Origin of the sequence: Massilia jejuensis (assembly GCF_042656795.1) — a bacterium.
GTDB classification, from domain to species: Bacteria; Pseudomonadota; Gammaproteobacteria; order Burkholderiales; family Burkholderiaceae_D; genus Telluria; species Telluria jejuensis.
In genome coordinates this window covers 160968-185124 of record NZ_JBHSMS010000036.1, presented here as the reverse complement: position 1 = coordinate 185124, position 24157 = coordinate 160968, and the positions used below count along the sequence as shown (strand labels likewise).

At 66.8% G+C, this 24157-nt stretch carries 19 protein-coding genes; 8 read left to right on the top strand and 11 right to left on the bottom strand.

Annotation, left to right across the window (positions count from 1 at the left end):
• The first annotated feature begins 20 nt into the window (after positions 1-20).
• Positions 21-1196 carry a trypsin-like serine peptidase gene (locus ACFPOU_RS11415; protein ID WP_379720926.1) on the top strand — a complete coding sequence of 392 codons (1176 nt, stop codon included), beginning with the start codon at positions 21-23 and terminating at the stop codon, positions 1194-1196.
• Between the two features lie 118 nt (positions 1197-1314).
• Positions 1315-2433, top strand: a complete 1119-nt coding sequence (locus tag ACFPOU_RS11410; RefSeq protein ID WP_379721240.1) for a GGDEF domain-containing protein — start codon at positions 1315-1317, stop codon at positions 2431-2433.
• On the opposite strand, the gene ACFPOU_RS11405 is transcribed toward ACFPOU_RS11410, so the two are convergent.
• Positions 2434-3402, bottom strand: a complete 969-nt coding sequence (locus tag ACFPOU_RS11405; protein WP_379720923.1) for an MBL fold metallo-hydrolase — start codon at positions 3400-3402, stop codon at positions 2434-2436.
• Between the two features lie 335 nt (positions 3403-3737).
• Between ACFPOU_RS11405 and ACFPOU_RS11400 the strand changes: the two genes are divergently transcribed.
• Entirely contained in the window at positions 3738-5618 is a 1881-nt protein-coding gene (locus tag ACFPOU_RS11400; protein ID WP_379720920.1) for a sensor domain-containing diguanylate cyclase, read from the top strand.
• 6 nt (positions 5619-5624) lie between these two features.
• On the opposite strand, the gene ACFPOU_RS11395 is transcribed toward ACFPOU_RS11400, so the two are convergent.
• The gene (locus ACFPOU_RS11395; RefSeq protein WP_379720917.1) at positions 5625-6875 is read right to left on the bottom strand and encodes a cytochrome P450; all 1251 of its coding nucleotides are present in this window, start codon (positions 6873-6875) and stop codon (positions 5625-5627) included.
• A 249-nt stretch (positions 6876-7124) separates the two neighbouring features.
• Between ACFPOU_RS11395 and ACFPOU_RS11390 the strand changes: the two genes are divergently transcribed.
• Positions 7125-8090, top strand: coding sequence for a homocysteine S-methyltransferase family protein (locus tag ACFPOU_RS11390; protein ID WP_379720914.1), 966 nt, complete (start codon positions 7125-7127; stop codon positions 8088-8090).
• A gap of 14 nt (positions 8091-8104) precedes the next feature.
• Here ACFPOU_RS11390 and ACFPOU_RS11385 read toward each other — a convergent pair whose 3' ends face one another.
• Entirely contained in the window at positions 8105-10456 is a 2352-nt protein-coding gene (locus ACFPOU_RS11385; RefSeq protein ID WP_379720911.1) for a CHASE domain-containing protein, read from the bottom strand.
• A gap of 201 nt (positions 10457-10657) precedes the next feature.
• Here ACFPOU_RS11385 and ACFPOU_RS11380 point away from each other — a divergent pair, with 201 nt between their 5' ends.
• The 4 genes from ACFPOU_RS11380 (at position 10658) to ACFPOU_RS11365 (ending at position 14538) form a co-directional block, all read left to right on the top strand.
• Entirely contained in the window at positions 10658-11122 is a 465-nt protein-coding gene (locus ACFPOU_RS11380; RefSeq protein WP_379720908.1) for a hypothetical protein, read from the top strand.
• 81 nt (positions 11123-11203) lie between these two features.
• On the top strand, positions 11204-11824 hold the full coding sequence (locus ACFPOU_RS11375) for an LON peptidase substrate-binding domain-containing protein (RefSeq protein WP_379720905.1): 621 nt from the start codon (positions 11204-11206) through the stop codon (positions 11822-11824).
• A gap of 5 nt (positions 11825-11829) precedes the next feature.
• A complete protein-coding gene (locus ACFPOU_RS11370) occupies positions 11830-12573 on the top strand; it encodes an anti-sigma factor family protein (protein WP_379720902.1) in 744 nt (247 codons plus the stop codon).
• A gap of 456 nt (positions 12574-13029) precedes the next feature.
• Positions 13030-14538 (top strand): DEAD/DEAH box helicase, encoded by a 1509-nt coding sequence (locus ACFPOU_RS11365; RefSeq protein WP_379720900.1) that lies wholly within the window; start codon positions 13030-13032, stop codon positions 14536-14538.
• A 106-nt stretch (positions 14539-14644) separates the two neighbouring features.
• Here ACFPOU_RS11365 and ACFPOU_RS11360 read toward each other — a convergent pair whose 3' ends face one another.
• The 8 genes from ACFPOU_RS11360 to ACFPOU_RS11325 all read right to left on the bottom strand — a co-directional run bounded on the left by ACFPOU_RS11360 (position 14645) and on the right by ACFPOU_RS11325 (position 23862).
• Positions 14645-16249, bottom strand: a complete 1605-nt coding sequence (locus ACFPOU_RS11360; protein WP_379720897.1) for a histidine kinase famiy protein — start codon at positions 16247-16249, stop codon at positions 14645-14647.
• A gap of 368 nt (positions 16250-16617) precedes the next feature.
• A complete protein-coding gene (gene rfbA / locus ACFPOU_RS11355) occupies positions 16618-17508 on the bottom strand; it encodes a glucose-1-phosphate thymidylyltransferase RfbA (RefSeq protein WP_379720894.1) in 891 nt (296 codons plus the stop codon).
• A complete protein-coding gene (gene rfbB / locus ACFPOU_RS11350; RefSeq protein WP_379720891.1) occupies positions 17505-18587 on the bottom strand; it encodes a dTDP-glucose 4,6-dehydratase in 1083 nt (360 codons plus the stop codon). Before rfbB ends, rfbA begins: the two co-directional genes overlap by 4 nt.
• 85 nt (positions 18588-18672) lie before the next feature.
• Entirely contained in the window at positions 18673-19800 is a 1128-nt protein-coding gene (rffA, locus tag ACFPOU_RS11345; RefSeq protein ID WP_379720888.1) for a dTDP-4-amino-4,6-dideoxygalactose transaminase, read from the bottom strand.
• A gap of 2 nt (positions 19801-19802) precedes the next feature.
• Positions 19803-20165, bottom strand: a complete 363-nt coding sequence (locus ACFPOU_RS11340; protein ID WP_379720885.1) for an EamA family transporter — start codon at positions 20163-20165, stop codon at positions 19803-19805.
• Complete coding sequence (locus ACFPOU_RS11335; protein ID WP_379720882.1) at positions 20162-20824, bottom strand: GNAT family N-acetyltransferase; 663 nt, start codon at positions 20822-20824, stop codon at positions 20162-20164. Before ACFPOU_RS11335 ends, ACFPOU_RS11340 begins: the two co-directional genes overlap by 4 nt.
• On the bottom strand, positions 20817-21824 hold the full coding sequence (locus ACFPOU_RS11330) for a glycosyltransferase family 2 protein (protein ID WP_379720879.1): 1008 nt from the start codon (positions 21822-21824) through the stop codon (positions 20817-20819). The genes ACFPOU_RS11335 and ACFPOU_RS11330 overlap by 8 nt, the downstream gene beginning before the upstream one ends.
• A complete protein-coding gene (locus tag ACFPOU_RS11325) occupies positions 21814-23862 on the bottom strand; it encodes a hypothetical protein (RefSeq protein ID WP_379720876.1) in 2049 nt (682 codons plus the stop codon). Before ACFPOU_RS11325 ends, ACFPOU_RS11330 begins: the two co-directional genes overlap by 11 nt.
• Positions 23863-24157 lie beyond the last annotated feature (295 nt).

Genomic DNA, 24157 nt, shown 5'->3' with positions numbered 1-24157 from the left:
GCGACGCACGGGGAGGCGCGATGAGCACGATCGAGCAAGTCTATGCCGACGCGGCCCGGCGCTGGCAGGCGGCCATGCCCTCCATCGAGCGCACGCGCGCGCTCGGTCCGGCGGCCGAGCCGATCGAACGCAAGGAAGCCTACCTGAAGCACCAGCTGGAAACGGGCAACGGCGCGGCGCTCTGGGCCGGGGCGCGTGCGCCGGACCTGTTCGGCGCCTTCGGCACCGAGCGCGTGCTCGCCACCAACGACCTGCTCAGTTTCGACACCCTGCAAAAGGCCATCGCCATCGGCCGCTTCGTCGGACAGGTATGCCGGCGCGAGACGGTGGCCGGTCTCGACGCGCGCCTGATACCATTGGCGACCGGCTCGATGGTGTCGCCGCGCCTGTTCCTCACCAACCACCACGTGCTCGGCTCGGCGCAGGAGGCGGCCGAGGCGGTGGTGCGTTTCGACTACCAGCTCGGCGAGGAAGGCGACCCCCTGCCGACGTCGGTGTTTGCGTTCGAACCCGCTGCGTTTTTCGTGACCGACGAATTGCTGGACTATACGCTGGTGGCGCTCGCGCCGACGGCCCAGGAAGGCACGCCGCTGGCCCATTTCGGCTGGAACCGCCTCAATCCGCAGCAGGGCAAGATCCTGCGCGGCTATCCGGTCAACATCATCCAGCACCCCGAAGGCGACTACAAGCAGATTGTCCTGAGCAACAACAAGGTGCTCGACCTGGTCGACCATTATTTCCTGTACGAGGCCGATACCTTGCCCGGCTCCTCGGGCGCGCCGGTCTTCAACCGCCAGTGGGAAGTGGTCGCGCTGCACCGGCGCGGCGTGCCCTGCGTGATCGACGGCGCCATCGTGACCAGGGGCGGACGGGCCTGGACCCGCGGCATCCCGGAAAGCGAGATCCGCTGGATCGGCAACGAGGGCACCCGGGTCAGCAGCCTGCTGCATCACCTGGCGCGGGCGCCGCTCGCGGGCCGCCAGGACCTGCTGCGGCGCGAGCTGACGGACCTGCCCGCGCCCCAGCCCTTCCTGGTGGCGCGCCAGGCGCGTGCCGGGGCGGGCATTGCCCCCCGCCCGCAGCGCGACCGGCAGGTGGCGCCGGACAGGCGCGAAGCGCCGAGCCTGACCGTGGATATCGCGCTGCGCCTGACGGTGTCGGTGGGGCCGGTGACGATCGATCCGGGCGCGCGCTGAAGCGCGCTCTGGCCGGGGCAAAGCCGTCCCCGTGACAAATGGTGAGTGTTGGTCACCCATTCTGCTGTCACAATGGCGCCTCGATCAGTTCCGCAGGATGCGCATCGAAGTGAACACCATGGAAATCAACGCGCTCACCGGCGAATTCGCGCGCGCACCCAACGAAGCGGCTTTTCTCGCGCACAAGCAAGAGCAGACCCGCGCGCTGCTGGGCTTCACGCTCAGCTTCTGCACCGTGTTCTATCTCGGCTTTTTCGCCACCGACCTGGCCGCCCTCGGCTGGGGACCGGACACCATGGCGCTGCTGGCCGCGCGCATCGGCGTGGCGGTGACGGCCGGCGCCTGCGCCTGGCTGGCCTACCGGCGCCGCTTGCCGGTGCGCGCCACGCGCCTGGCCGCCTCGCTGGCCGAAGGCGTGGCGCTGGCCTGCCTCATGTTCATCAGCGTGCTGCGCCCGGACGAATTCCACTGGCATGCGATGTCGCTGGCGATCATGCTGGTGGTCGTCTACCTCTACATCCCGAACCGCCTGCGCTACGCCGCCGGCCTGGCGGTGGCGGCCACCCTGGCCTTCGTCGTGTTCGCCGGCCAATACGGCCACATGTCCGGCGCCGACAAACTGACGATGGGGATGCTGCTGGTGCTGGTCAATACCTTCGGCTTTCTCGCCGCGCGCCGCTTCAACCAGGTCTCGCGCGCGGAGTTCCGCTCCTGGTCGGTGCTCAAGCACGCCGCCGAGCGCGACCACCTGACCGGCTGCTTCAACCGCCGCTACCTGCACGAACAGCTGATGGGCGTGCCGGACGCCGGCAGCCTCACCGTGCTCCTGTGCGACATCGACCATTTCAAGCACATCAACGACACCCACGGCCATGGCGACGGCGACATGGTCTTGCGCAGTTTCGCGCGCATCCTGCAGGCCGCGATCCGGGACGGGGTCGACAGCGTGGTGCGCTACGGCGGCGAGGAATTCCTGATCGTCCTGCCGGGCACGGACCTGGCGGGCGGCCTCCACCTGGCCGAGCGCCTGCGCGCCACGTTCGCGGGCGCCGCGTTGATCTCCCAGGACGGCGCGACCGCGCTGCGCGCCACGGCCAGCTTCGGCGTCGCCGCTGTCGACCGGACCGCCCTGGCCAGCGACGCCCCGCTGCGGCGCCTGATCGCGGCCGCCGACGCGCTGATGTACCAGGCCAAGCGCAACGGGCGTGATCGGATCGAATCCTTGCAGCTGGCTTGATCAGGTATCGGTCAGCAGCGTCAGCACGCCATGGCGGTCGAGCGCGTACCGCTGCAAATCGCTGGCAAGGAACAAGTTTCCCCGGTACGCTGCGCGCGCCTCGGCCTCGATGTCCGCCATCGACGGCCCGTTGCCCGCCTGCTGGTAGCGTGGACTGAAATGCGTCAGGATCAGGTTCGGCAGGCCGGCCTCCTGTGCAAACGCAGCCGTGGCGCGCGCCGAGCTGTGCTGGGGGCCAGGTCCGATCTTCTGCAGCACGTCTTCGGTATAGGTCGCCTCATGCACCAGCAGCTGGGCGTCCTGCGCCTGTTCGGCGAGCAGGGACGGGGTATCGTTGTCGCCGGCCACGATGACCTTGCGCTGGCGCCGGCCGGGCAGCAGGTAGTCGGCGCTGCGCGCCACGCGGCAGTCGGGCAGGTCGATGTCTTCGCCGCGCTGGAGCTGGCCCCAGCCGGGACCGGAGGCGATGCCGTCGCGTTCGAGCTTGGCCGTGTCGAGGCGGCGCACAATGCTTTTTTCGGTAAACGCAAACGCGAACGAGGGCACCCGGTGCGACAGCGCCGCCGCCTCGATGCGGAAGTCGGGCAGCGTGGCGACCGTCCAACCGGCCTCGACCGCGGCGAATTCGACCGCATACGGCAGGCGCAGCCCGGTGCTCTCGATCACGCCGCGCACGAAGCGCTCGACCGCCGGCGGACCGGCAATCAGCAGCGGCTCGGTGCGGTTGAGGAGGCCGGCGCTGGCCAGCAGTCCCGGCAAGCCATAGCAGTGGTCGCCATGGATATGGGTGACAAATATCGCGCGCAAGCTGATCGGCGAGAAATTCGTGCGCAGGATGCGGTGCTGCGTCCCTTCGCCGCAGTCGACCAGATACCAGTGCTTCGATCCCCTCGCGCGCAGCGCCAGGCCCGAGACGTTGCGCGCGCGGCTGGGCGTGCCGGAGGAGGTGCCCAAGAACTGCAGTTCCATCGTCTATCCTTCGTTTTCTTTCATTATGCGTAATCGCGGCGAACGGGGCGGACAATTGCCGAGCGCGGGAAGCAGGCGCATTGACGACAGAAAATTTCAAAAAGAGCCAGTACATGAAATAATATGTCATGCATGGCGGGTAAAACGATGCCTGAAAACAACAACTATCAGTCAATGCTTGTGATGCAAATAGCACGACTGTAAAATTCAGCGCTTAATTTCTCGTCAACACTTGCAAGCCCGCCTATCGTGCCGGGTTTTCCCGGCCGATGCCTTCCCGAACTACATTTTCCCCACGCCCCTGGCGCGATGCCGGCGCTTATTTCCGGTCCAGCGTGTTGCGCCGCCTGGCGGTGTTGCTGGCCGTGGCGCTGCCCCTGGTCTGGCTGTTCATCGCCTACGAACGGGCGCAGCTGGGCCATGTCGCGCGCGACGAGAGCGAGCGTCATGTCGAGAACCTGTCGCGTGCGTTCGCCGAGGAAGTGCGATCGGGGATTGTCACGATCGATCTGTCGCTCAGCCAGTTGCGCCTGAGCTGGCGACGCAATCCGGAGCAGTTCGGCGCCATCGTCGCCGAACTCAACAGTTATATGCAGGGCCGCCTGCGCATCGACGTGGCCATCACCGATGTCGACGGCCGCCTCGTGTTTGCGAGCAGTCCCGATGCGCCATCGAAGCTCGACCTGAGCGACCGCGAGCACGTGAGCACGCACCTGCGCGGCGCCCCGGCCGACCGCTTGTTCGTCGGCCGGCCGCTCAAGGGCCGCCTGTCGGGCCGCTGGACGGCGCAGTTTTCGCGCCCCATCCTCGACGCCCGGGGCAAGCTCGCGGGCGTGATCGTCGCCGGCGTGTCGCCTGCCTATTTCTCGCGCTTCTACAACACGATCGATCTCGGCAAGGATGCGTCGATCGCGCTGGTGCGCACCGACGGGATCGTGGTGGCGCGCACCACGCGGGACGGGGTCATGCGCGACAGCGGCAAGGTGCTCGGCGGTTTCCCCTACGTCCCCGGCAGCGGGCCGGGCGGCACCTTCCAGCGCGTCAGCCGCCTCGATGGCGTGGAGCGCCATTACGGCTGGAGCGCGCTGCCGGAGTACGGCATGCTGGTGACCGTCGGACAGGCCGTGCGCGATGCCCAGGCGCGCTATGCCCGGCAAAAGCGCTGGCTGGGCTACACGGGCGCGGCCGTGTCGCTGCTGCTGGCGCTGGCCGGCTGGGCCGCGCTGGCCGCGCTGGCCGCGCTCGATCACCGCCGCCGTGGCGTCGCCTCGCTGGCGGCCGCCGAAGCGCGCTGGAAGCTGGCCCTGAATGCCACCGGCGAGGGCGTCTGGGATTACAGTTTCGGCAGCTGCCTGGTGACCCTCTCGCCGAGCGCCCAGGGCATCGTCGACGCCGAAGGCACGCTGCTGCCATTCGACCGCGCCGCCTTCCTTGCGATGGCCCATCCGGAAGACGCGGCCGCCGTCCTGCACGCGCTCGACGCCCACCTGGCCGGCGTCACGCCGGACTATACCGCCCAGTACCGCACCCGCCTGGGCAACGGCAACTGGCGCTGGATCCTGGCGCGCGGGCAGGTGGCCGAGCGCAACGGAGCCGGCGAGCCGCTGCGCATCGTCGGCACCGTGGCCGACATCGACGCCCGCAAATTGCAGGAAGAACAGATCCGCCACCTGGCGCACCACGACATCCTGACCGGCCTGCCGAACCGGCTGCTGTTCGGCGACCGCCTGCGCCAGGCCTTGCTGGCCGCCCGGCGCGAAGAGCACCGCCTGGCGCTCATCTTCTTCGACCTCGACAAATTCAAGCCGGTCAACGACAACTATGGCCATGCGGTGGGCGACGTCTTGCTGCAGCAACTCGCCGCGCGCCTGCGCGCCACCCTGCGCGCCTCCGACACGCTGGCTCGGCTCGGCGGCGACGAATTCGTCGTGCTCCTGCCGCGGATGGCCGGCAATGGAGATGCGAGAAAGGTGGCCGAGGATATCCTGCGCGAGCTGAGCCGGCCTTTCATGACCGAGGGATTGAGCTTGAGCATCTCGGCCAGCCTGGGCGTGGCCGTGTACCCGGACTGCGCGTCCGACGCCGACGCCCTGCTGCGCTGCGCCGACGCCGCCATGTACGAGGCCAAGCTGCACGGTCGCGGCCGCGTGGCCGAGCACGCCCCGAGCGGGCGCGGCCCGCTGCCGCCGCCGCCCTTCCTGCGCGACGCCGCCTGAGGCCGCTCAGCGCGGCCGCACCTCGGCGATCACGAGGCCGCTGGCCGGCAGCGCCGGCATGCGCTCCAGCCTGATCGAGAGATCCTGCGGCGGCACCGTGTAATCGATGGCGCCGGCCAGCAGGCGCAGCGCCGACTTGGTCAGCTCGATGGCGATCGTCTCGCCCGGGCAGGGCTGGCCCCGGGCCGGGACGGCGCCGCCTTGCCGGCCCTGGAACCGTTCCGGCCGGAAGCGCTCGGCATCCGGCCAGGTATCCGGATGGTGGTTGGTGCCGTACACGTCGAGCAAGACCCAGTCGTCCTTGTTGAACAGCATGCCGTTCCAGGCGAAGGCGTGGTTCGCGCGGCCGCCGATGGCCGGGAAGGACGGGTAGTAGCGCCGCACTTCCTCGACGAACACGGCAAGGTCGGCGTCGTGGCCGCCGGCCAGGCGCGCACTCCATTCCGGGTGCTCGTGCATGGCGAGGGCGCCGAAGACGATATGGCGGGCCACCGCCACCACGGGGCACAGCAAATGGATCAGCTCGGCCGCGGCGTCCGCCGTCGACAGCACTTCGCCTTGCGCATCGAGGTGAAAGGCGATCGCGGCCAGTGGACTGTCGGGGTCGGTCGGACGTCCTGCGCGCACCTGGGCGATGTGATCGTGCGCCCATTGCCGGGTATGCCGGCCCAGCGCCGAGCCCAGCCACTTGCGCGGCCCCATGCTGCCGGCGCCGTCGATCATGGCCGAAAATTCCGCGGTGCGCAGCACTTCTTCCTCCACGCTCGCCAGCGGCACGCCGGCCCAGGCGCAGGCGGCCCGGCACAGCACGGCCTGGGCTTCCTGCAGCAGCACCAGGCTGCGCTGGCGCGGCCAGCGTTCGAAACGGCCGCGCCATTCGCGCTCGGCCAGGTCGACCAGGCGCGTGCGCGCCGCCGGCGAGTGCAAGACCAGCAGCATCGCCTCGCGCACCTGGTGCATCTCGCCGTCCAGGTCTTGCGTGCTGCCATGGTCTTGCAGCATGGCCAGCGTGTTCGCGGGAATGGCGCGTTTGCGCGTGAAACGGCCCGGCTCGTAGAACATGCGCGCCGCCGCCGCGCCGCGCACGCACACCACGCGGCGCAGCAGCAGGCGGGTGGCGAAAATGTCCGAGCCGAGCGCGTCGCAGCGGTTGCCGATAAAGCGGTAACCCTCGCCGAGCAGCGCGGTGGTGTTGTCGAAGCCGGGCGCCGGCGGGATGGCGCGGTGGACAGGCAGGGCGGTGGATGGCGCGTTCATGGGCAATCTCCTTTACCGTGCGAGTGTGCCAGAGCGGCCGTGTTCCGAATGTGCGTTCGCGCGCGTACCGCGGACTTGTCGCGCTTTGCATACACGGGCCGCGGCGGTGGCGCTGGCGCTGCAGTGGTGTCCGAACCAGTGGTGTCCGAACGTCTTGCGCGGCGTCAGGCGCGCGGCAGGGCGCCGCGGGAACCGGCGCGGCGCCCGACGTTCCAAGAAGTGACACACCGACGCCTTTCGGAGAGTTTCATGAGCCGCTACCGCAAACGCTTGCCCCAACTCGACGGCCGCCTGTTCCTGGCCGACGCCGGACTGGAAACGATGCTCTCCTTCCAGCAAGGTTTTACGTTGCCCTGGTTTTCCGCCTTCGTGCTGCTGCGCGATGCGCGCGGGCGCGCGGCCCTGCGACAGTATGTCGAGCGCTTTGCCCGCCTGGCCCAGTCGCGGCGCACCGGCCTGGTCCTGGGAACTCCCACCTGGCGCGCCAACCTCGACTGGGGCGAAGCCCTGGGCTATAACGCGCTTGCGCTGGCCGACGCCAACCGGGACGCGGCGGCGCTGCTGGCCGAAGTGCGCGCGGCCTGCGACAGCCCGGCCACGCCGTTCGTCATCAGCGGCAACGTCGGGCCGCGCGGCGCCGGCTACCGCGCCGACCGCCGCATGGGCGCGGCCGCGGCGCGCGACTATCACCTGGCGCAGATCGCCACCTTGTCCGGCACCGAGGCCGACATGGTGGCCGCCTTCACGATGGCTTATCCGGACGAGGCGATCGGCATCGTCGACGCTGCCGCGGCCTGCGACATGCCGGTCGCGATCTCTTTCACGCTGGAGACCGATGGCCGCTTGCCGTCCGGCGACACGCTGGCCGACGCCATCCTGCGCACCGATGCCGAAACCGGCAGCCATGCCGCTTATTACATGGTCGACTGCGTGTATCCGGCCCATGTGGCGCCGGCGCTGCTCGGGGCCGGTCCCTGGCGCGCGCGCTTGCGCGGCCTGCGTGCGAACGCCTCGCGCCGCAGCCATGCCGAACTCGACGCGGCGACCGGGCTCGACGAGGGAGACCCGGAAACGCTGGGCGAGCAATACCTGGCGCTGCACAAGCGCTTGCCGCACATGAATGTGGTGGGCGGATGCTGCGGTACCGATGAACGGCACATGGAGTCGATCGCCCGCCATCTGGGGGCGCGCCCGGCCCAGGTGGGGCCGCCGTAGGCGCCCCGGCGCGCTCAGTACGTGGCCGGGACCGGGGCAGCGGCGGCATCGGCCGGCACGGCGGCGCGTGGCAGGTAGATGCTGATCGTCGTGCCGGCGCCGACCACGCTGGCAATCCGGATATGGCCGCCGCTCTGGCGCACGAAACCGTGCGCCATCGACAGGCCCAGGCCGGTCCCCTTGCCTTCGGGCTTGGTCGTGAAGAAGGGTTCGAAGGCGCGTTCCATCACTTCCGGCGGCATGCCTTCGCCGCTGTCGGAGACGGCGATGCGCACGTAGTCGCCGGGCGTGATTTCCGGGTCGAGCGCGGCGGCGGCGCTGTCGACGGCCAGGTTGTCGAGCGCGATCCTCACCTTGCCCTCGCCGCCCATGGCGTCGCGCGCATTGATGACCAAATTGAGCAGCACGTTTTCGAGCTGGTTGGGGTCGACCAGCGCCGGCCACAGGTCGCCTTCGCGCGCGAGGTCGACCTGCACCGCTTCGCCGGCGGCGCGCTGCAGCAGGCTGTCCATGCGTTCGAGCAGGTGGCCGATGTCGACCAGGCTCGGGTGCAGCGGCTGGCGGCGGGCGAAGGCCAGCAGCTGCGAGGACAGTTTCGCGCCGCGCTCGACCGCGTCGAGGATGTTGCGCAGCCGCTTTTCGCGTTTGTCATCGCTGGTGCCGGGTTTGAGCATCAGTTGCACGTTGGCGCTGATGATGTGCAGGATATTGTTGAAGTCGTGGGCCACGCCACCGGTGAGCTTGCCGACCGCCTCGAGCTTTTGCGAGCGCGCCAGCGCCATGCGCGCCTCGTCCAGGCGCTGCTGGCGCAAGTGTTCGCGCGCCTCGGCTTCGCGGCGCGGGGTGATGTCGCGCAGGAAGGCGCTGGCGCCGTGGCCGGCCTCGGCGGGCAGGGCGGCCACGACGATCTCGACCGGCACGTGGCGGCCGTCGCGGTGGCGCGCCATGACCTCGGCCGGTTCGCCCGTTACCAGTGGCCGGCCCTGGGGCGGGGCGCCGGCCGGGTCGCGCCCGGCGGCGTCCAGGCCCCGCCCGCCGTCGCCGGCGGCGGCGAATTGCGCAAAGCCGTGCTGGCCCGGCACGCGCTGTTCCCGCGGCACCAGCAGTTCGCCGACGTCGCGCCCAAGCGCTTCCTCGCGCGTCCAGCCGAATTGCTGGACGGCGCGCGGGTTCCAGTCGGTCACGCGGCCGGCGGCGTCGACGGCGACGAAGGCGTCGTAAGTGTTTTGCAGGATCGAGTCCATGCGCATGCGTTCGGCGTCGATGCGTTCGTAGGACTGGCGCAGTTCGAGCGTCATCGCGCGCGCCAGCTGCAACGCGCGGCGCCGGTCGGTGGCCAGCAGCCACACCACCACGCTCAGCAGGAAGCCGAGGCCGATGCCGGTGACGGCGATGATGCGCGGGCGGCGCGTGTCGAGGCGGGCCTCGAAGGCGGGCGAGGAGGCGATGTCGACCAGCCAGGGACGGCCGGAAATGGTGGCCGGCAGCGACCGCCGCAGCAGCGGCTGGCGCCAGGCCGTGGCGTCCTGCGAATGGAACAGCAGGGCATCCGGCTCGGGACGGGCGCCGTCGTAGATGGCCACCTGCAGGTCGGCCGCGTGGGCGCCGCCGATGCCGCGCATCAGGTCGGCCATCCGGAAGGGCGCGTACGCCCAGCCGACAATGGCGGCGCGGCGTGCGTCGACGCTGGCGGTGGAAGCGCCCTGGCGGTAGACCGGCACGTACATCAGGAAACCGGGGTGGGCGTTGCGCCCTTCCTGCACCAGCACCACCTTGCCCGACAGGGCGGCCGCGCCGCTGTCGCGCGCGGCCTGCATGGCGGCGCGGCGCACCGGTTCGCTGTGCATGTCGAAACCGAAGGCGCGCAGGTTGCGGCCGGCAAAGGGCTCGATACGGGTGATCGCCGTGGCGAAGGTACCCGCCGGCGCCGGATGGACGGCGTAGCCGCGGAAACCCTCGGCCCGCACGGCCGCCTCGTGCGCCGCCAGCTGGGCGCGCGGGATGATGCGCGCAATGCCGAGCGCCTGGATGCCCGGAAAGTGCTCCTGCAAATTCTGGCTCTGGAAATATGTGGCGAACTCGCGCCGGCCGATGTCGACGCTGCCGCGCATGAAGCCGCGCGCGCCGCGCAACACCTGTTCGTAGACGGCCATGCGGCGAACGGTCGTCGTGACCAGCGCGCGCGCGCGGTAATCGAACTGGAAGGCGAGGTCGGCGGCGGCGTCGCGTCGCGCGCTGTTCCACGCGCTCCAGGTGAGCAGCAGCGACAGCAGAAAGACCAGGCCGGCGAGTATCGGGGGTCCCCACCCCCGGCCGGCGGGCGCACCGGGGGTGGGGATGGTCTCGTCGGGGTCTGGACGCTGCATGTAGTGGGGGTCTGGGTACGGTCGCGCGGCGGTGGAATGATCGGCTCCCCGGCACGGGGCGCGGGGCTGTCTCAGGATACGCGGTCAAGCGCGGCGCGGGCGCACGAATGCCCCGCCGGCGGCCCGTCGCATCCCGCGTTTTGTTCACATAAATCAATATGCCCGATGCTACAATCCACCGCCCATCCATTCTGCTTGCCCATGTTTCCTCCCCATCCCGTCCTGCGCCGGCACTGGCTGCCGTGCGCCCTTGTCGGTGCTTTGTTGCTGGCGCTGCTGTACGGCGCGCTGGCGCCGCTGCGCACGCCCAGCCAGGAGCGTGGATTCACCTTCCCGGCGCCCCCTGCCTCGATGGCGGAGCGGCGCGCGCCGCCGCTCCCGCGCGAGGTGCGCCTGACGCTCGGGGTGCAGGATGTCCTGCTGCTGCGCAATCTGGACCGCAAGCCGCATGTCTTCGGGCCCCTGCAATTGCTCCCCGGGCAGGAATTCCGCTTGCCGTTCGAGTCCGCGGGCAGCTTCGCCTATGCCTGTCCGGACGTGGCGGGCGGCACGCTGCTGGTGCGCGTGGTGGGCCTGCCGGATCCCGGCTGGGACCGCCTGCGCTGGCGCCTGCAGGCGCTTGCGAGCGGGCTGCGCGCGTTGCCGCTGGTGGCGCCGCCGGCGTAAGCGTTCGGACTGAGGCGGAGGGCCTGTCGCCGCGTGAGCAATCGTGCTGCGGTCCGCCGGTCGATTCTGTCATGATGGGGCATGGCCACGATTTCCCTTCCATTGTTCCCACTGAGCACGGTGCTGTTCCCGGACGGGGTGCTGCCGCTGCAGGTGTTCGAGGCGCGCTACCTCGACATGGTCAGCCGTTGCCTGACCGAGGACACGCCCTTCGGCGTCGTCCTCCTGACCCAGGGGCAGGAAGTGCGCACGCGGGGCGGCCAGCCCGAGCGCTTCGTCGAGAGCGGCACCATGGCCACCGTCTGCGATACCGCGGCCACCACGCCCGGCTTGCTGCAGGTGGTTTGCCGCGGCGGCGCGCGCTTTGCAGTGGCATCGTCGCAGCAAAGACTGAACGGTTTGTGGGTTGCCGAGGTCGAACTGGTGGAGGGCGACCGCACCGTGCGCATTCCCGCCGAGCTGCAAGGGGCCGCCGACGCGCTCGACCGGGTGCTGGCTTCGCTGTACGACGTGCCGCAGGAACGCTGGCCGGTGCAGCCCCCGTTCCAGCTCGACGATTGCGGCTGGGTCGCGAACCGCTGGTGCGAATTGTTGCCTTTGCCGAATAACCAGAAGCACAACATGCTCATGCTCGACAACCCGGTCATCCGCCTCGAGCTGCTGCACGATGTGCTCGACGAACATGGCTTGATCACTTCCTAGCCGCCATGAAATTCTCTGACGAACTCTTGATCGCATTCGTCAACGGTGAGTTGGCCGAACCGGCCCGCGCGGCTGTCGAACGGGCGCTGCGGGCCGACCCGGCGATCGCCGCGCGCGTGTCCCAGCTGCGCGCCCGGCGCAGCCGGGTGTATGGGGTGGTGGCCGGCGGACGCGAGGGCGGCGCCCACGGCCATGCCCACGACGCGCCGGGCGCCGCGAAAGTGATCCAGCTCGACATGGTACGCGCCGCGCGCAACGGCCCGCTGCCCGCGCCGCCGCCGCCGGCCTGGACGCTGCGCCACTGGAGTGCCGTGGCCGTCGCCCTGGTGGCCGGGGCGCTGGCCGGCGGCCTCGGTTGGCGTGCCTGGCAGGGCGAAACCGAATTCGCTTCCCTTGGCGGCGCCGATGGTGTGCTGGTGGCGCAAGGCCAGCTGTCCTCGGCGCTGAGCGCGCAATTGTCCAGTCCCGGACCGTCGGGACGGGTACGCATCGGCATCAGTTTCCTGGCCAAGGATGGCAAGTACTGCCGCAGCTTCGTGATGGACACGACGGCCGGCCTGGCCTGCCGCGACGGCGGTCAGTGGAAGATTCCCGTGCTGGCACAGGGCGCGGCGGGCGCGGCCTGGATGGACGGCAACGGCTTGCCGCCGGCCGTGCTCGACGCCATCGACGGACGCATTGCCGGCACGCCGCTCGGTCCCGCCGCTGAACGCGCGGCGCATGCACGCGGCTGGAAACATAAAGGCTGAGTACTCCAATCTTGGAAAAAATATACTCCGATTCCGGAGTGGCCTGTTTTCGGGGAAACGGGCGCCGCCGCCGCGCTGCGAACCGGCCTGCGCTTGCGGCAGACCCGCCTGCCGTACTTTTCCCTGAAGCGGGCGCCGGTGCTGCCGGCGGTCGGCGCCGCGATCTGCTTCGTTCCCGTTGCGCACGAATCCATATACACTGTCGTGGATTTGAGGTAACCTTGAGGGCGATATATTGTGTCTCTACGTCTGCGCTCCGGTTTTGCCGGCGCAACGTGCCACCGAGCCGGCCACTGGCCGTGCCCCAGCTGGCGGCTCGCCCGCCCCTCCAGCAGTTGTCAGTGCCGGCCACGCCTGCTGGGCCCGCGCGGTCAGGCCGTCGAAGCAATGCCACGTAGAGCAAGTTGAATCAAAGGGCCCGATTCATGATCGGTTTCCCTACTCCCGGAAAGAACAATGTCTGAATTACCGAATACTGAAGTCGCGGCTGTCGAACCGGGCGTGACCTTTGCCGATTTCGGCCTTGCGCCGGAAATCCTGCGCGCGCTGACCGACCAGGGCTATGTCCATCCGACCCCGATCCAGGCCCAGGCGATTCCGGTCGTGCTGCAGGGCCGCGACGTCATGGGCGCCGCCCAGACCGGTACGGGCAAAACCGCGGGCTTTTCGCTGCCGATCATCCAGCTGCTGCTGGCGCACGCCAACAGCAGCATGTCGCCGGCGCGTCACCCGGTGCGCGCGCTGGTGCTGACGCCGACGCGCGAGCTGGCCGTGCAGGTGGCCGACAACGTGAAAGCCTATTCGCGCCACACGCCGCTGCGCTCGACCGTCGTCTTCGGCGGCATGGACATGAAGGGCCAGACGGTGCTCCTGAAGGGCGGCGTCGAGATCGTCATCGCCACCCCGGGCCGCCTGCTCGATCACATCGAACAAAAGAACGTCAGCCTGTCCCAGGTGCAGATGCTGGTGATGGACGAAGCGGACCGCATGCTCGACATGGGCTTCCTGCCCGACCTGCAGCGCATCATCAACCTGCTGCCGAAGAAGCGCCAGAACCTGATGTTCTCGGCCACGTTCTCGCCGGAGATCAAGAAACTGGCCAACAGCTTCCTCGACAAGCCGGTGCTGATCGAAGTGGCGCGCAGCAACGCCACCGCCGAGAAAGTCACGCAAATCGTCTACAAGGTCGAGGAAGAGCAAAAGCGCGACGTCGTCGAATTCCTGATCCGCGAGCGTCAACTCAAGCAGGTGATCATTTTCTCGAACACGAAGATCGGCGCGTCGCGCCTGTCGCGCCACCTCGAGCAGACCGGCATCAAGGCCTCGGCCATCCATGGCGACAAGACCCAGCAGGAACGCATGGCCGCCCTCGAGGCGTTCAAGCAGGGCGAGATCGAAGTGCTGGTGGCGACCGACGTCGCCGCGCGCGGCCTCGACATCACGGATTTGCCGTGCGTGATCAATTACGACTTGCCTTACAACGCCGAAGACTACGTGCACCGCATCGGCCGCACCGGCCGCGCCGGCGCCTCGGGTGACGCCTTGTCCGTGTACACCGAGAAGGATGAGCGCCTGCTGGCGGACATCGAAAAGCTGATCAAGCAGAACATCACGCGCGGCGAGCTGGCCGGCTTCGTGGTCCGTCCGCGCGCACGCGAATTTGAACGCGGCGAACGCGGCGAGCGTCCGCAGCGCGGCGAACGTCCCGAGCGTGGCGGCGAACGCAGCGAGCGTGCGCCGCGCCGCAGCGAGTCCGAAGTGCGCACCGAGCGTCCGGCGCGCAGCTATGGCGCCGGCCCGCTGCCGCGCCGCGAGAAGGTCGATCCGTGGTTCCTGAAGCCCTACGAGCCGGCCAGCGCGCCGCGCCCGGACGTCAACCCGGGCGTGTCGGCCGCTGCTTCGGCCAAGCCGAAGCAGAAGATCGCCGCCTTGCTGGGCGGGTTGCCGAAGCCGCAGCAGCAGTAGATCCGCGTTCGAAAAAACCCGCGTACCGAAAGGCCCGCGGGTTTTTTTACGCCGTTGCGACGTCCGTCCCGGCTCACGCAGCGACCGGCGGTGGCCGCCCGTATTCTTACCTGTCCTGCTTCGGCAAAATCGCCCGCACCCGCGCGAGCAGATCTTCCTGGCGATACGGCTTGCCGAGGATATCGAGCCGCTCCCCGCGCCCTATCGGCAACTCGTCCATGTAGCCTGTGGTTACCAGGACCGGTGTGCCGGGCCGGCGCGCGCGCACCTGGTCGGCCAGCTGCAAGCCGTTCATACCGCCCGGCATCATCACATCGGTAAACACCAGATCGATGGCCTGATCCTCCTCGAGCAAGTCGAGGGCCTGTTCGCCGCTCGGGGCCGACACCACGGCATAGCCGGCCGCTTCGAGCATCGTTTCGGCAAGCTCGCGCACATCCTCGTTGTCCTCGACCACGAGGATGCGCGCCTTGGCGCTTTCTTCCTCGGGCGGCGTGGCCTCGTCCGGCGCATGGACCAGGCTCTCGACCGGAAACACCATGCGCACCGTCGTGCCCTCGCCGGGCGTGCTGTCGATCTCGAGCCGGCCGCGCGACTGCTGAACGAAGCCATGCACCATCGCCAGCCCCAGGCCGGTGCCGGGCCCCTTGGTCGTAAAGAAGGGTTCGGTAGCGCGCTGCGCGACTTCGGGCGCCATGCCTTCTCCTTCGTCGGCCACGCATACCGCGACCTGGCCGCCGCCGGGGTCGTTGGCGGCACCGTTCTGGCCCGGCACCAGCGCTGTGCTGACGCGCACCTGGCCGCCGTTCGGCATGGCGTCGCGCGCATTGATCAGGACATTGAGCAGGGCCATCTCGAAATGCGTCGGGTCGAGCTTGCAGCTGGGCAGGCCGGGTTTCAGGTCGAGCTGGAGCGCGACCCGGTCGCCCAGGGTGCGCACCAGCAATTCCGAGAATTCGACCAGCAAGGCATTCAGGTTGACGCGTTTCGGTTCCAGGCGCTGCTTGCGGGCGAAGGTCAGTAGTTGCTGGGTCAGCTTGCCGGCCTTCATGGCCGCGCGCTGGGCACGCCGGATCGGCTCGGCCGCGCGGGTGGCCGAACCCAGGCCGAGCAGGGCCAGCTCGAGGTTGCCGTTGATAACTTGCAGCAGGTTATTGAAATCGTGGGCCATGCCGGCCGTCAGCTGGCCGATCGCTTCCATCTTCTGCGCCTGCAGCGTGGACTGCTCGCTCGCGCGGCGCTGGGTAATGTCCATTTGCGAGGCGAAAAAATACAGCAGTTCGCCTTCCTGGTCGAAGATCGGGCCGATGTACAGCGCGTTCCAGAAGGGGGTGCCATCGGCCTTGTAGTTCAGGATATCGAGCGCGATCGCGCGCCGTTCGGCCAGTGCATGGCGGATGTCGCCGACCGTGTCGGGATTGGTTTGCGGCCCCTGTAGCAGCCGGCAATTGCGCCCCATCAAGTCTTTCTCTTCGTACAGGGTGAGGTCGAGGAAGGCGCGGTTGACGAAGACGATCGGGTTGTCCGGTTGGCGCGGGTCGGTCACGATCATCGGCATGCGCGTCATTTCGACGGCGGCGAAGAAGATGTTGCCGCGATCTTGGAAGCCGGGCGCTTCGATGTAGCCGGCCTGCCAGTGCTTGCGGCCTACGCTGTTGCCGAGCGGATTAAAAACGCTACCCTCGAGCTCGCCCGCGGCGGGCACGCCCACGCTCTGCCCGTCACCTTGCCGGTCGAGGGGCTTGCCTGCGTTATCTTCGGGGGGGCGAGCCGGTTGCCATCATCCATCCTTGGGTAGCGTTTAGCACGCATTCGGCGTGAACGCGACGTGATGACCATGCTAGCGAAGCGATGACCTGCCTGACTGTGCGTCTCTTCACGCAAAAGGAATCGAGCAGGGAAGGGGCCTAGGCTGCAAGCACCTCGCCTTCCGCGCTTCGCCAAGGCGGCAAGGTGTTTCGGCCTTACTTGAAGAACGGGAATCGCAGGCGTTTCCCGTCCCGTGGCCTTGATTCCGACGCCGTGACGATTCCAGGGGCAGGAAAGCGACGGGGGCGGGAGTCGCGCCCGCCTCCCGGCTTATTCCATGCGTTCCTGCTCGATCTTCAGCAGGTACTGGCCATAGCCGCTCTTGGCCAGTGGCGCTGCCAGCTGGTGCAATTGGGCACGGTCGATATAGCCCTTGCGAAATGCGATCTCTTCGGGACATGAAATCTTCAGGCCCTGGCGCTTTTCGATGGTTGCAATGAACTGTCCTGCGTCAAGCAGCGAATCGTGGGTACCGGTGTCGAGCCAGGCGGTGCCGCGGCCCATCAACTCCACGTTCAACGCGCCCTGTTCCAGATAGATGCGGTTGATGTCGGTGATTTCCAGTTCGCCCCGTTCGGACGGCTCGATGCGCGCGGCGATGTCGCACACATCGCTGTCGTAGAAATACAGACCGGTGATCGCATAATTCGATTTCGGCCGGCGCGGCTTTTCTTCGACGCTGACGGCGCGCCGTGCGCTGTCGAATTCGACGACGCCATAGCGCTCGGGATCGGTGACATGATAGGCGAAGACCGTCGCACCCTCGGCGCGTTCGCCGGCGGCATGCAGCTTGCCGGCCAGGTCGGTGCCGTAGAAGATATTATCGCCAAGGATCAGGGTCGAGGGCGCGCCGTCCAGGAAATCGCGTCCCAGGATGAAGGCTTGCGCCAGGCCATCCGGCGACGGCTGGACCACATAGCTGAGCTCGATACCCCACTGGCTGCCGTCGCCCAGCAGCTCCTGGAAGCGCGGCAGGTCGCGCGGCGTCGAAATGATCAGGATCTCGCGCAGGCCTGCCAGCATGAGCGTACACAGCGGATAATAAATCATCGGCTTGTCGTAGACAGGCAGCAGCTGCTTCGAGACGGTGGTCGTGATCGGATGCAGTCGGGTGCCCGATCCGCCGGCCAGGATGATGCCTTTGCGTTGCAGCTTGCTCATGGTGCGTTCCTCTCCGGGGTAGCGCGGTTCGCGTAGTTGGTGTCCATCCACCCGAGGTAGTCGCCCGACTGCACGTTGCGCACCCAGTCGTCGTGCGCGAGGTACCATTCGACCGTCTTGCGGATACCCGACTCAAAGGTTTCGACCGGCCTCCAGCCGAGCTCGCGCTCGATCTTGCGCGCGTCGATCGCATAGCGCCGATCATGCCCAGGGCGGTCCTGGACGTGCACGATCTGGTCAAGGTAGCTGCCGGCCGCCTTCGGCGTCAGTTCGTCGAGAATGCCGCACAGGATGCGTACGACATCCAGGTTTGCCATCTCGTTCCAGCCGCCGATGTTATAGGTTTCGCCGCAGCGGCCCGCGTCGAGCACGCGCCGGATCGCCGTGCAATGGTCGGCGACGTACAGCCAGTCGCGCACTTGCTGGCCGTCGCCGTAGATCGGCAGCGGCTTGCCCTGGCGCGCGTTGGCGATGATGAGCGGGATCAGCTTTTCCGGGAAGTGATACGGGCCGTAATTGTTCGAACAGTTGGTCGTCAGCGTCGGCAAACCATAGGTGTGGTGGTAGGCACGCACCAAGTGGTCCGACGCCGCTTTCGATGCCGAATAGGGACTGTTGGGCGCGTAGGCCGTGGTCTCGGTGAACGGTGCATCCTCGGGTCCGAGCGTGCCGTAGACTTCGTCGGTGGAAACGTGCAGGAAGCGGAACGCCGCCTTGTCCCTGTCGTCCAGGCCCTGCCAGTAGCCGCGGGCTGCTTCGAGCAGCGCGAAGGCGCCGTTGACGTTGGTGATGACGAAGTCGCGCGGGCCGTGGATCGAGCGGTCGACGTGGCTCTCCGCGGCGAAGTTCAGGATCGCGCGCGGCTTGTGCTGCGCGAGCAAACTTGCGACCAGCTCCTCGTCGCAGATATCGCCCTTCACGAAGATATGGCGCGGATCGCCGGCCAGCGACTGCAGGTTGCCGAGGTTCCCCGCGTAGGTCAGTTTGTCGAGGTTGATCACCGGCTCGTCGCATTGCGCCAGCCAGCCGAGGACGAAATTGGAACCGATGAAGCCTGCGCCGCCTGTAACTAGAATCATTCGAATAGCTCAATGGTTGCGCCGGTCGGGCAGGGCCTGCGTCCGGCGGATAAGAAAATGCGGCGACAATCCGGCGCCGCGGGCGTCAGAGCGCTTCGGCCAGGGCCGCGACGACCTTGTCGAGCTGGTCCTCCAGGCCTACCCACAGCGGCAGGCGCAGCAGGCGTTCGGACAGTGCGTCGGTGTGTTCCATGCTGCCGTGGGTGCGGCTGTACTCGCGTCCGGCCGGTGCGCTATGCAGGGGCACGTAGTGGAAGACGGTGCTCACGCCGCGCTCCTTCATGGCGGCCATGACGCGCGTGCGCTCCTCGAGCGAATCGAGCAGGACATAGTACATGTGCGCGTTGTGCACGCAGTGCGCCGGCAGCACCGGGCGGCGCAGCTTGCCGGCCGCTTCTAGCGGCGCCAGCGCCGCGTGGTAGCGGTCCCACAGGGACAGGCGGCGCGCGGTGATATTCTGCGCTTCTTCCATCTGCGCCCACAGGAAGGCGGCGATGACTTCGCCCGGCAGGTAGGACGAGCCGACGTCGACCCAGGTGTATTTGTCGACCTGGCCGCGGAAGAATTGCGAGCGGTTGGTGCCTTTTTCGCGGATGATCTCCGCGCGCTCGGCGAACTCGGGCGCGTTGACCAGCAAGGCGCCGCCTTCGCCCGAAATGATGTTCTTCGTTTCGTGGAACGAATAGGCGCCGAGGTGGCCGATGGTGCCGAGGGCGCGGCCCTTGTAGGTCGACATGATGCCCTGGGCCGCGTCTTCGATCACGATCAGGTTGTTGCGGCGCGCGATGTCCATGATGGTGTCCATCTCGCATGCGACGCCGGCGTAATGCACCGGCACGATCGCGCGCGTGCGCGGCGTGATGGCTGCCTCGATCTTGGTCTCGTCGATGTTGAGGGTGTCGGCACGGATGTCGACAAAGACCGGTACCGCGCCGCGCAGGACGAAGGCGTTGGCGGTCGAGACGAAGGTGTAGGAGGGCATGATCACCTCGTCGCCGGGTCCGATGCCGGCCAGTAGCGCTGCCATTTCGATGGCGGCCGTGCACGAGTGCGTGAGCAGGGCGCGCCGGGTGCCGGTGCTGGACTCGATCCAGGCATGGCATTTCTTGGTGAAGGCGCCGTCGCCGGACAGGTGGCCGTTGGTGTGGGCCTGGGCGATGTACCAGAGTTCGCGGCCGGTCATGAACGGCTTGTTGAATGGGATGGTTTGCATGTTCAGCCTTGGGCAGCGATGACGGTTCCGGCGCAGATCAGGGCGACGCCGGCAATTTTGGTAAGCGACAGCGGTTCCTGGAACAGCCAGCCGCTCAGCATCAGGACGATGACGAAATTCAGGCTCATGAATGGATAGGCATGGCTCAGTGGGAATTTCGTCATCGCGCCCATCCAGGAGACCGAGGCCAGGAAGGCCGCCGCGAAGGCGCTGATGATCCACGGATTGAGCAGCAGGCGGATCAGGAACATGAGCTTGTCAGGTCCGGCTTCCGGCAAGGGGCCTGCTTGCAGGACCTGCATCTTGATGGCGATCTGGCCGAACACGGTCAGTGCGATGGTAATGGCGATGTAGAGATAACTCATGGAACGATCCGGTGGTAGATGTCTTGTGGATGTTGGAATGAAAAACCAAGCGACGCATACAGGTTGACGACGGCCACGTTCGATGCGGAAATCGAGCTTGTCACAGTCTCGTGTCCGGCGGCGAACAGTTCCTTGATGACCGCGTGCCACCAGTATTTCGCCAGCCCCTGACCGCGCATGGCGGGCGCGATTGCGTGCAGCACCAGGCTGTTGCCGCTCACGCCGATAAAGCCCCCCAGCTCCTGTTCACGGAACAGGCCATACACGCTGCCGGCATTGAGCAGCTGGCGCAGCCAGTTGTCATAGCGCAGGTCGGCATGCGCAGGCGAGAGCATGAAGTCGCGGTGAAAGCGGCCATGGCTGAAGGCGCCGTGGCAAATCGCGAGGCTTGCCTCGGCATCGACCGTTTTCGACACGTGCAGTCCGGGCAGCGTGTCCAGCGCCGTCAAGCGCGCGGCCGAGCCGGCGGTGGCGAGCAGGGTGTCACAGTAGTAGAAGCCGTGTGCATCCAGGAGCGCCTTGTTCGCCAGCGGCTCGACCTTGACCGTGTAATGCCCGGGCGTAAGTGCCGCAGCAGCCAGCGCCGCTTCGCTGTATTCGGTCAGTTCGAAGGTCGGCATGCCGAATGCCGCGCCATCCCAGGGCGTGGCCTTAATCAAGTTCCACTCCCGCACTGTCGGTGGCGCGGCGCACGATGTACAGCGGGCGCTTTTTAGACTCGTCGAACGTCTTGCCAAGGTAGACGCCGATGATCCCGAGGATGCCGATGATCAGGCCGCCGATGAAATACAGGGACACGATGAGGCTGCTCCAGCCAGGAATGGCGGAGCCGTGCCAGAGCGCGCGGCCTAGGATGTAAGTGCCGAAGCCGAACGACACTGTTGCCATGGCGAAACCGGCGCGCACGGCCAGACGCAGCGGTTTGTCGGAATAGGCGATGATGGTATCGGTCGCCAGCTTGACCAGTTTCCTGAAGGTATAGGTCGAGGTGCCCTCGAAGCGCTCGCTGTGCTGGATCTGGACCGATGCGGTGGGAAAGCCCATCCACTCGATATGTCCGCCGAAGAAGCGCAGCTGCTCGCGCATGCGCGTGAAATTGTGCACGACGCGGCGCGACATGATGCGGAAATTGCCGCTGTCGCCATCGACGTCGAGATCGGCCAGATAGCTGAACAGACGGTAGAACAGCCAGGACGTGAAACGCTTGAGCAGGGGATCCTTGCGCGGGCCGCGCAGGGCGAGCACGACGTCGAACCCTTCCTGCGCCTTGGCGTACAAGCGCGGAATCTCTTCGGGCTGGTCTTGCAGGTCGCAGTCCATCACGACGACCCATTGGCCGCTGCAATGGTCGAGGCCAGCCGTGATGCCGTAGTGCTGGCCGAAGTTGCGGCTGAATTGCAAACCGTGCACGCGCGGGTCGGCCGCGGCCAGGCGTTCGATCACGCTCCAGGAGTTATCGCCGCCGCAATCTTCGACCAGCACGATTTCGAAGCTGGCCGTGACCGTCTCGAGCGCCTGCGACAGGCGGCGGTAGAGCTCGTCGAGCATCTTCTCGGCCTTGTAGACTGGAATGACGACCGAAATCAGGGGCCGGGAGCGCGCGATTTTCACAGGATGGCCCGCCGATGGCGCAGGCTGGGGCAAGGTATCAGTTTTCATTGTCGTTCGCGAGTTGGACATTGTAGACGGTCAGTTCTCCGGCACCGGTGCTGATGACCCGGAACTCGACGGCGCTGGTGGATTTTTCGAGAACGAAAGGCACCGTTACGACATTGTCGCCTGAACGCTCGATCCCGGCACTGGCGAACACCCGGTTGTCGGCGACCACATCGACGTGGCCGAATTGGCGCACGCCGCTGCCGTGCGCGGCCAGGGTAAAGCTGGCGCGATAACGGCCAGCCGAGAGGCGCACGTACGGGCCGAAGCGCAGGATCCCGGCCTCGTTCTTCGATGCTTTCAGACCCATGGGATCCTTGGTCAGCCGGCCAATGATGTGCGGCGTATTGGCCACGCTTGGATACTCGACCGGGCCGCTAGGTTGCTGCATCTTCCAGGAAGGAAAACTGCGCGCAATATTATGGTCGAACACGGCGATTTTCCAGCCTTCGAACATGAGGATCCGCGGCACCTGCCCGGTGCGCTTGGCCAGTTCCGGCCAGTTGACCTGCTCGGTCTCGTCGGCGCCGAGCAGCAGGATCGATGGGCCGTTCCATGCGGCCGCTTCGTACCAGCGATTCGAGGACAGATGGCGCATGGGTTCCGGCAACCCATCGACGTAACGAACGGGCCGGATCTTCGTCGTCCCCTCGCTTAATACGGTTGTCTGGTTGGCAACCCAGAAATTGCCGTAGCCGTAATGCAATTTTTGCGACGCCAGGAACCGGACCAGCCGCATTTTGTTGTTAGTCGCGTCGAGCTCGCCTTGCGCCAGCCGGTTCGGAATTTCCGTCAGCGACAGCGATACCGGCGAGGTCAACACGAGCACTGCGATCGCCAGTGCGCCACAAATACGCTGTGGCACGCCGGCACCGCGGTCGTCGACAAGCACATACACCAGGATCAGTAGCAGACCCATCAATCCGGGCACGACATAGCGTATTGGCGCTTCCGGAATGCTAATATCGATGATCGAGGTGGTCACGAAAACAAACAGGGTCAGTGCTATCGACGCCAGAGAAGCGACCGCTACGAACAGGCGTGCCGGATGATTTGCGCGCAAATTGCGCAGCACGGCCCAGGGCAGCAAGGCCAGTAATACGATTGCCGAGAGAAACCGCAGTGCTGCGACGACCCCGGCGCTGGTGACGACCAGGGCGTCGGCTTGCGGCAAACCGCCGAGCAGACTGAGCAGGCCGCGGATCGCAACGCCGGCATTGCGCACCATCCCGTCATAGCCGAGCCAGCGGGGAGAGATGCCGGCTGGCTGGACACTATGCAGCTGGCCCATGGCCTGGCCGTAGAGGACGACGCCAACGCCCATGGCGGCCAGTGCCACGGCAACCAGAGCGCAGATCGCGCCGCCGTGGGGGCGCTTGATCGAACGATCGGCATGCCAGCGCAGCGCATACAGGGCTGCGCTGGCAGCAAGTAGCGGCAGTAGGTAATAGACGGCCGCACGTTGCGGGTTCGCCCATGCTTCGAGGAGCACCACGGCAGCGCTGCCCAGGGCCCAGCCGACGCGGGCGCGGCCCTTGCTGCCGAAAAAGCGCCAGGCGCTGTAGAGCATGAAGCACAGCATGTAATACATGGTGCCGTAGGCTAGTTGCCCGAACAGGTTCGAGGCCATGTTGGTCGATATGCCGCCTGCGACGAGCGCCAGCGTCAGCAGGCGGGCGCGGTATGACATGTCGATCATTGCACAGACCAGCCAGGTACCGTAAAGAATCAAGCCGGCACCGATGACACTGGTGGCGGCGCGCAATTCAAAACCATTCGGGAAAATACCCAGTAACGGAACGATCCAGCTATGGGTAAAGAATACCCATAAGTCGCCATTCACGTAATTCCAATGGCGTGGAAATAACTGGCCCGTTTCGAAAATTTCCTGCGCCAATAAATTAGCGACCGCATCGTCCGAATGAAACTCGCTCTTGTACGCTACCCAGATATAGCAAAGCAAAAGCGCAATGTTCAAAATGACCAATAAGGCCAATACCCGGTCTATCAGGGATTTTTGTACTGCTGAATTAGTCTGCATAAATCTGGGCTGGACAAAGAGTCCTGCATTATAGCCGCGAGGCGATACGACAACATAGCAGTTGTCCACCCGCCGGCAGCCTGCAGGCATCGGATTAGCGCACGTCCGCCGCTTGCACGGCATGCATGAGCCGGCGCCTGTCGCCTTCGCTTTTCTGTTGCGTAACGAACACAATGCCCCGTCGTCGCCGGGCCCGGCCATTCGGTAATCGCCTGATCGTCCAAGCGACGAAGCCAAGCCCGAGCCGCCTATTCACCATGCAGCCGCCGCCGGGTGCGCAGCCCGTTGCACAAAA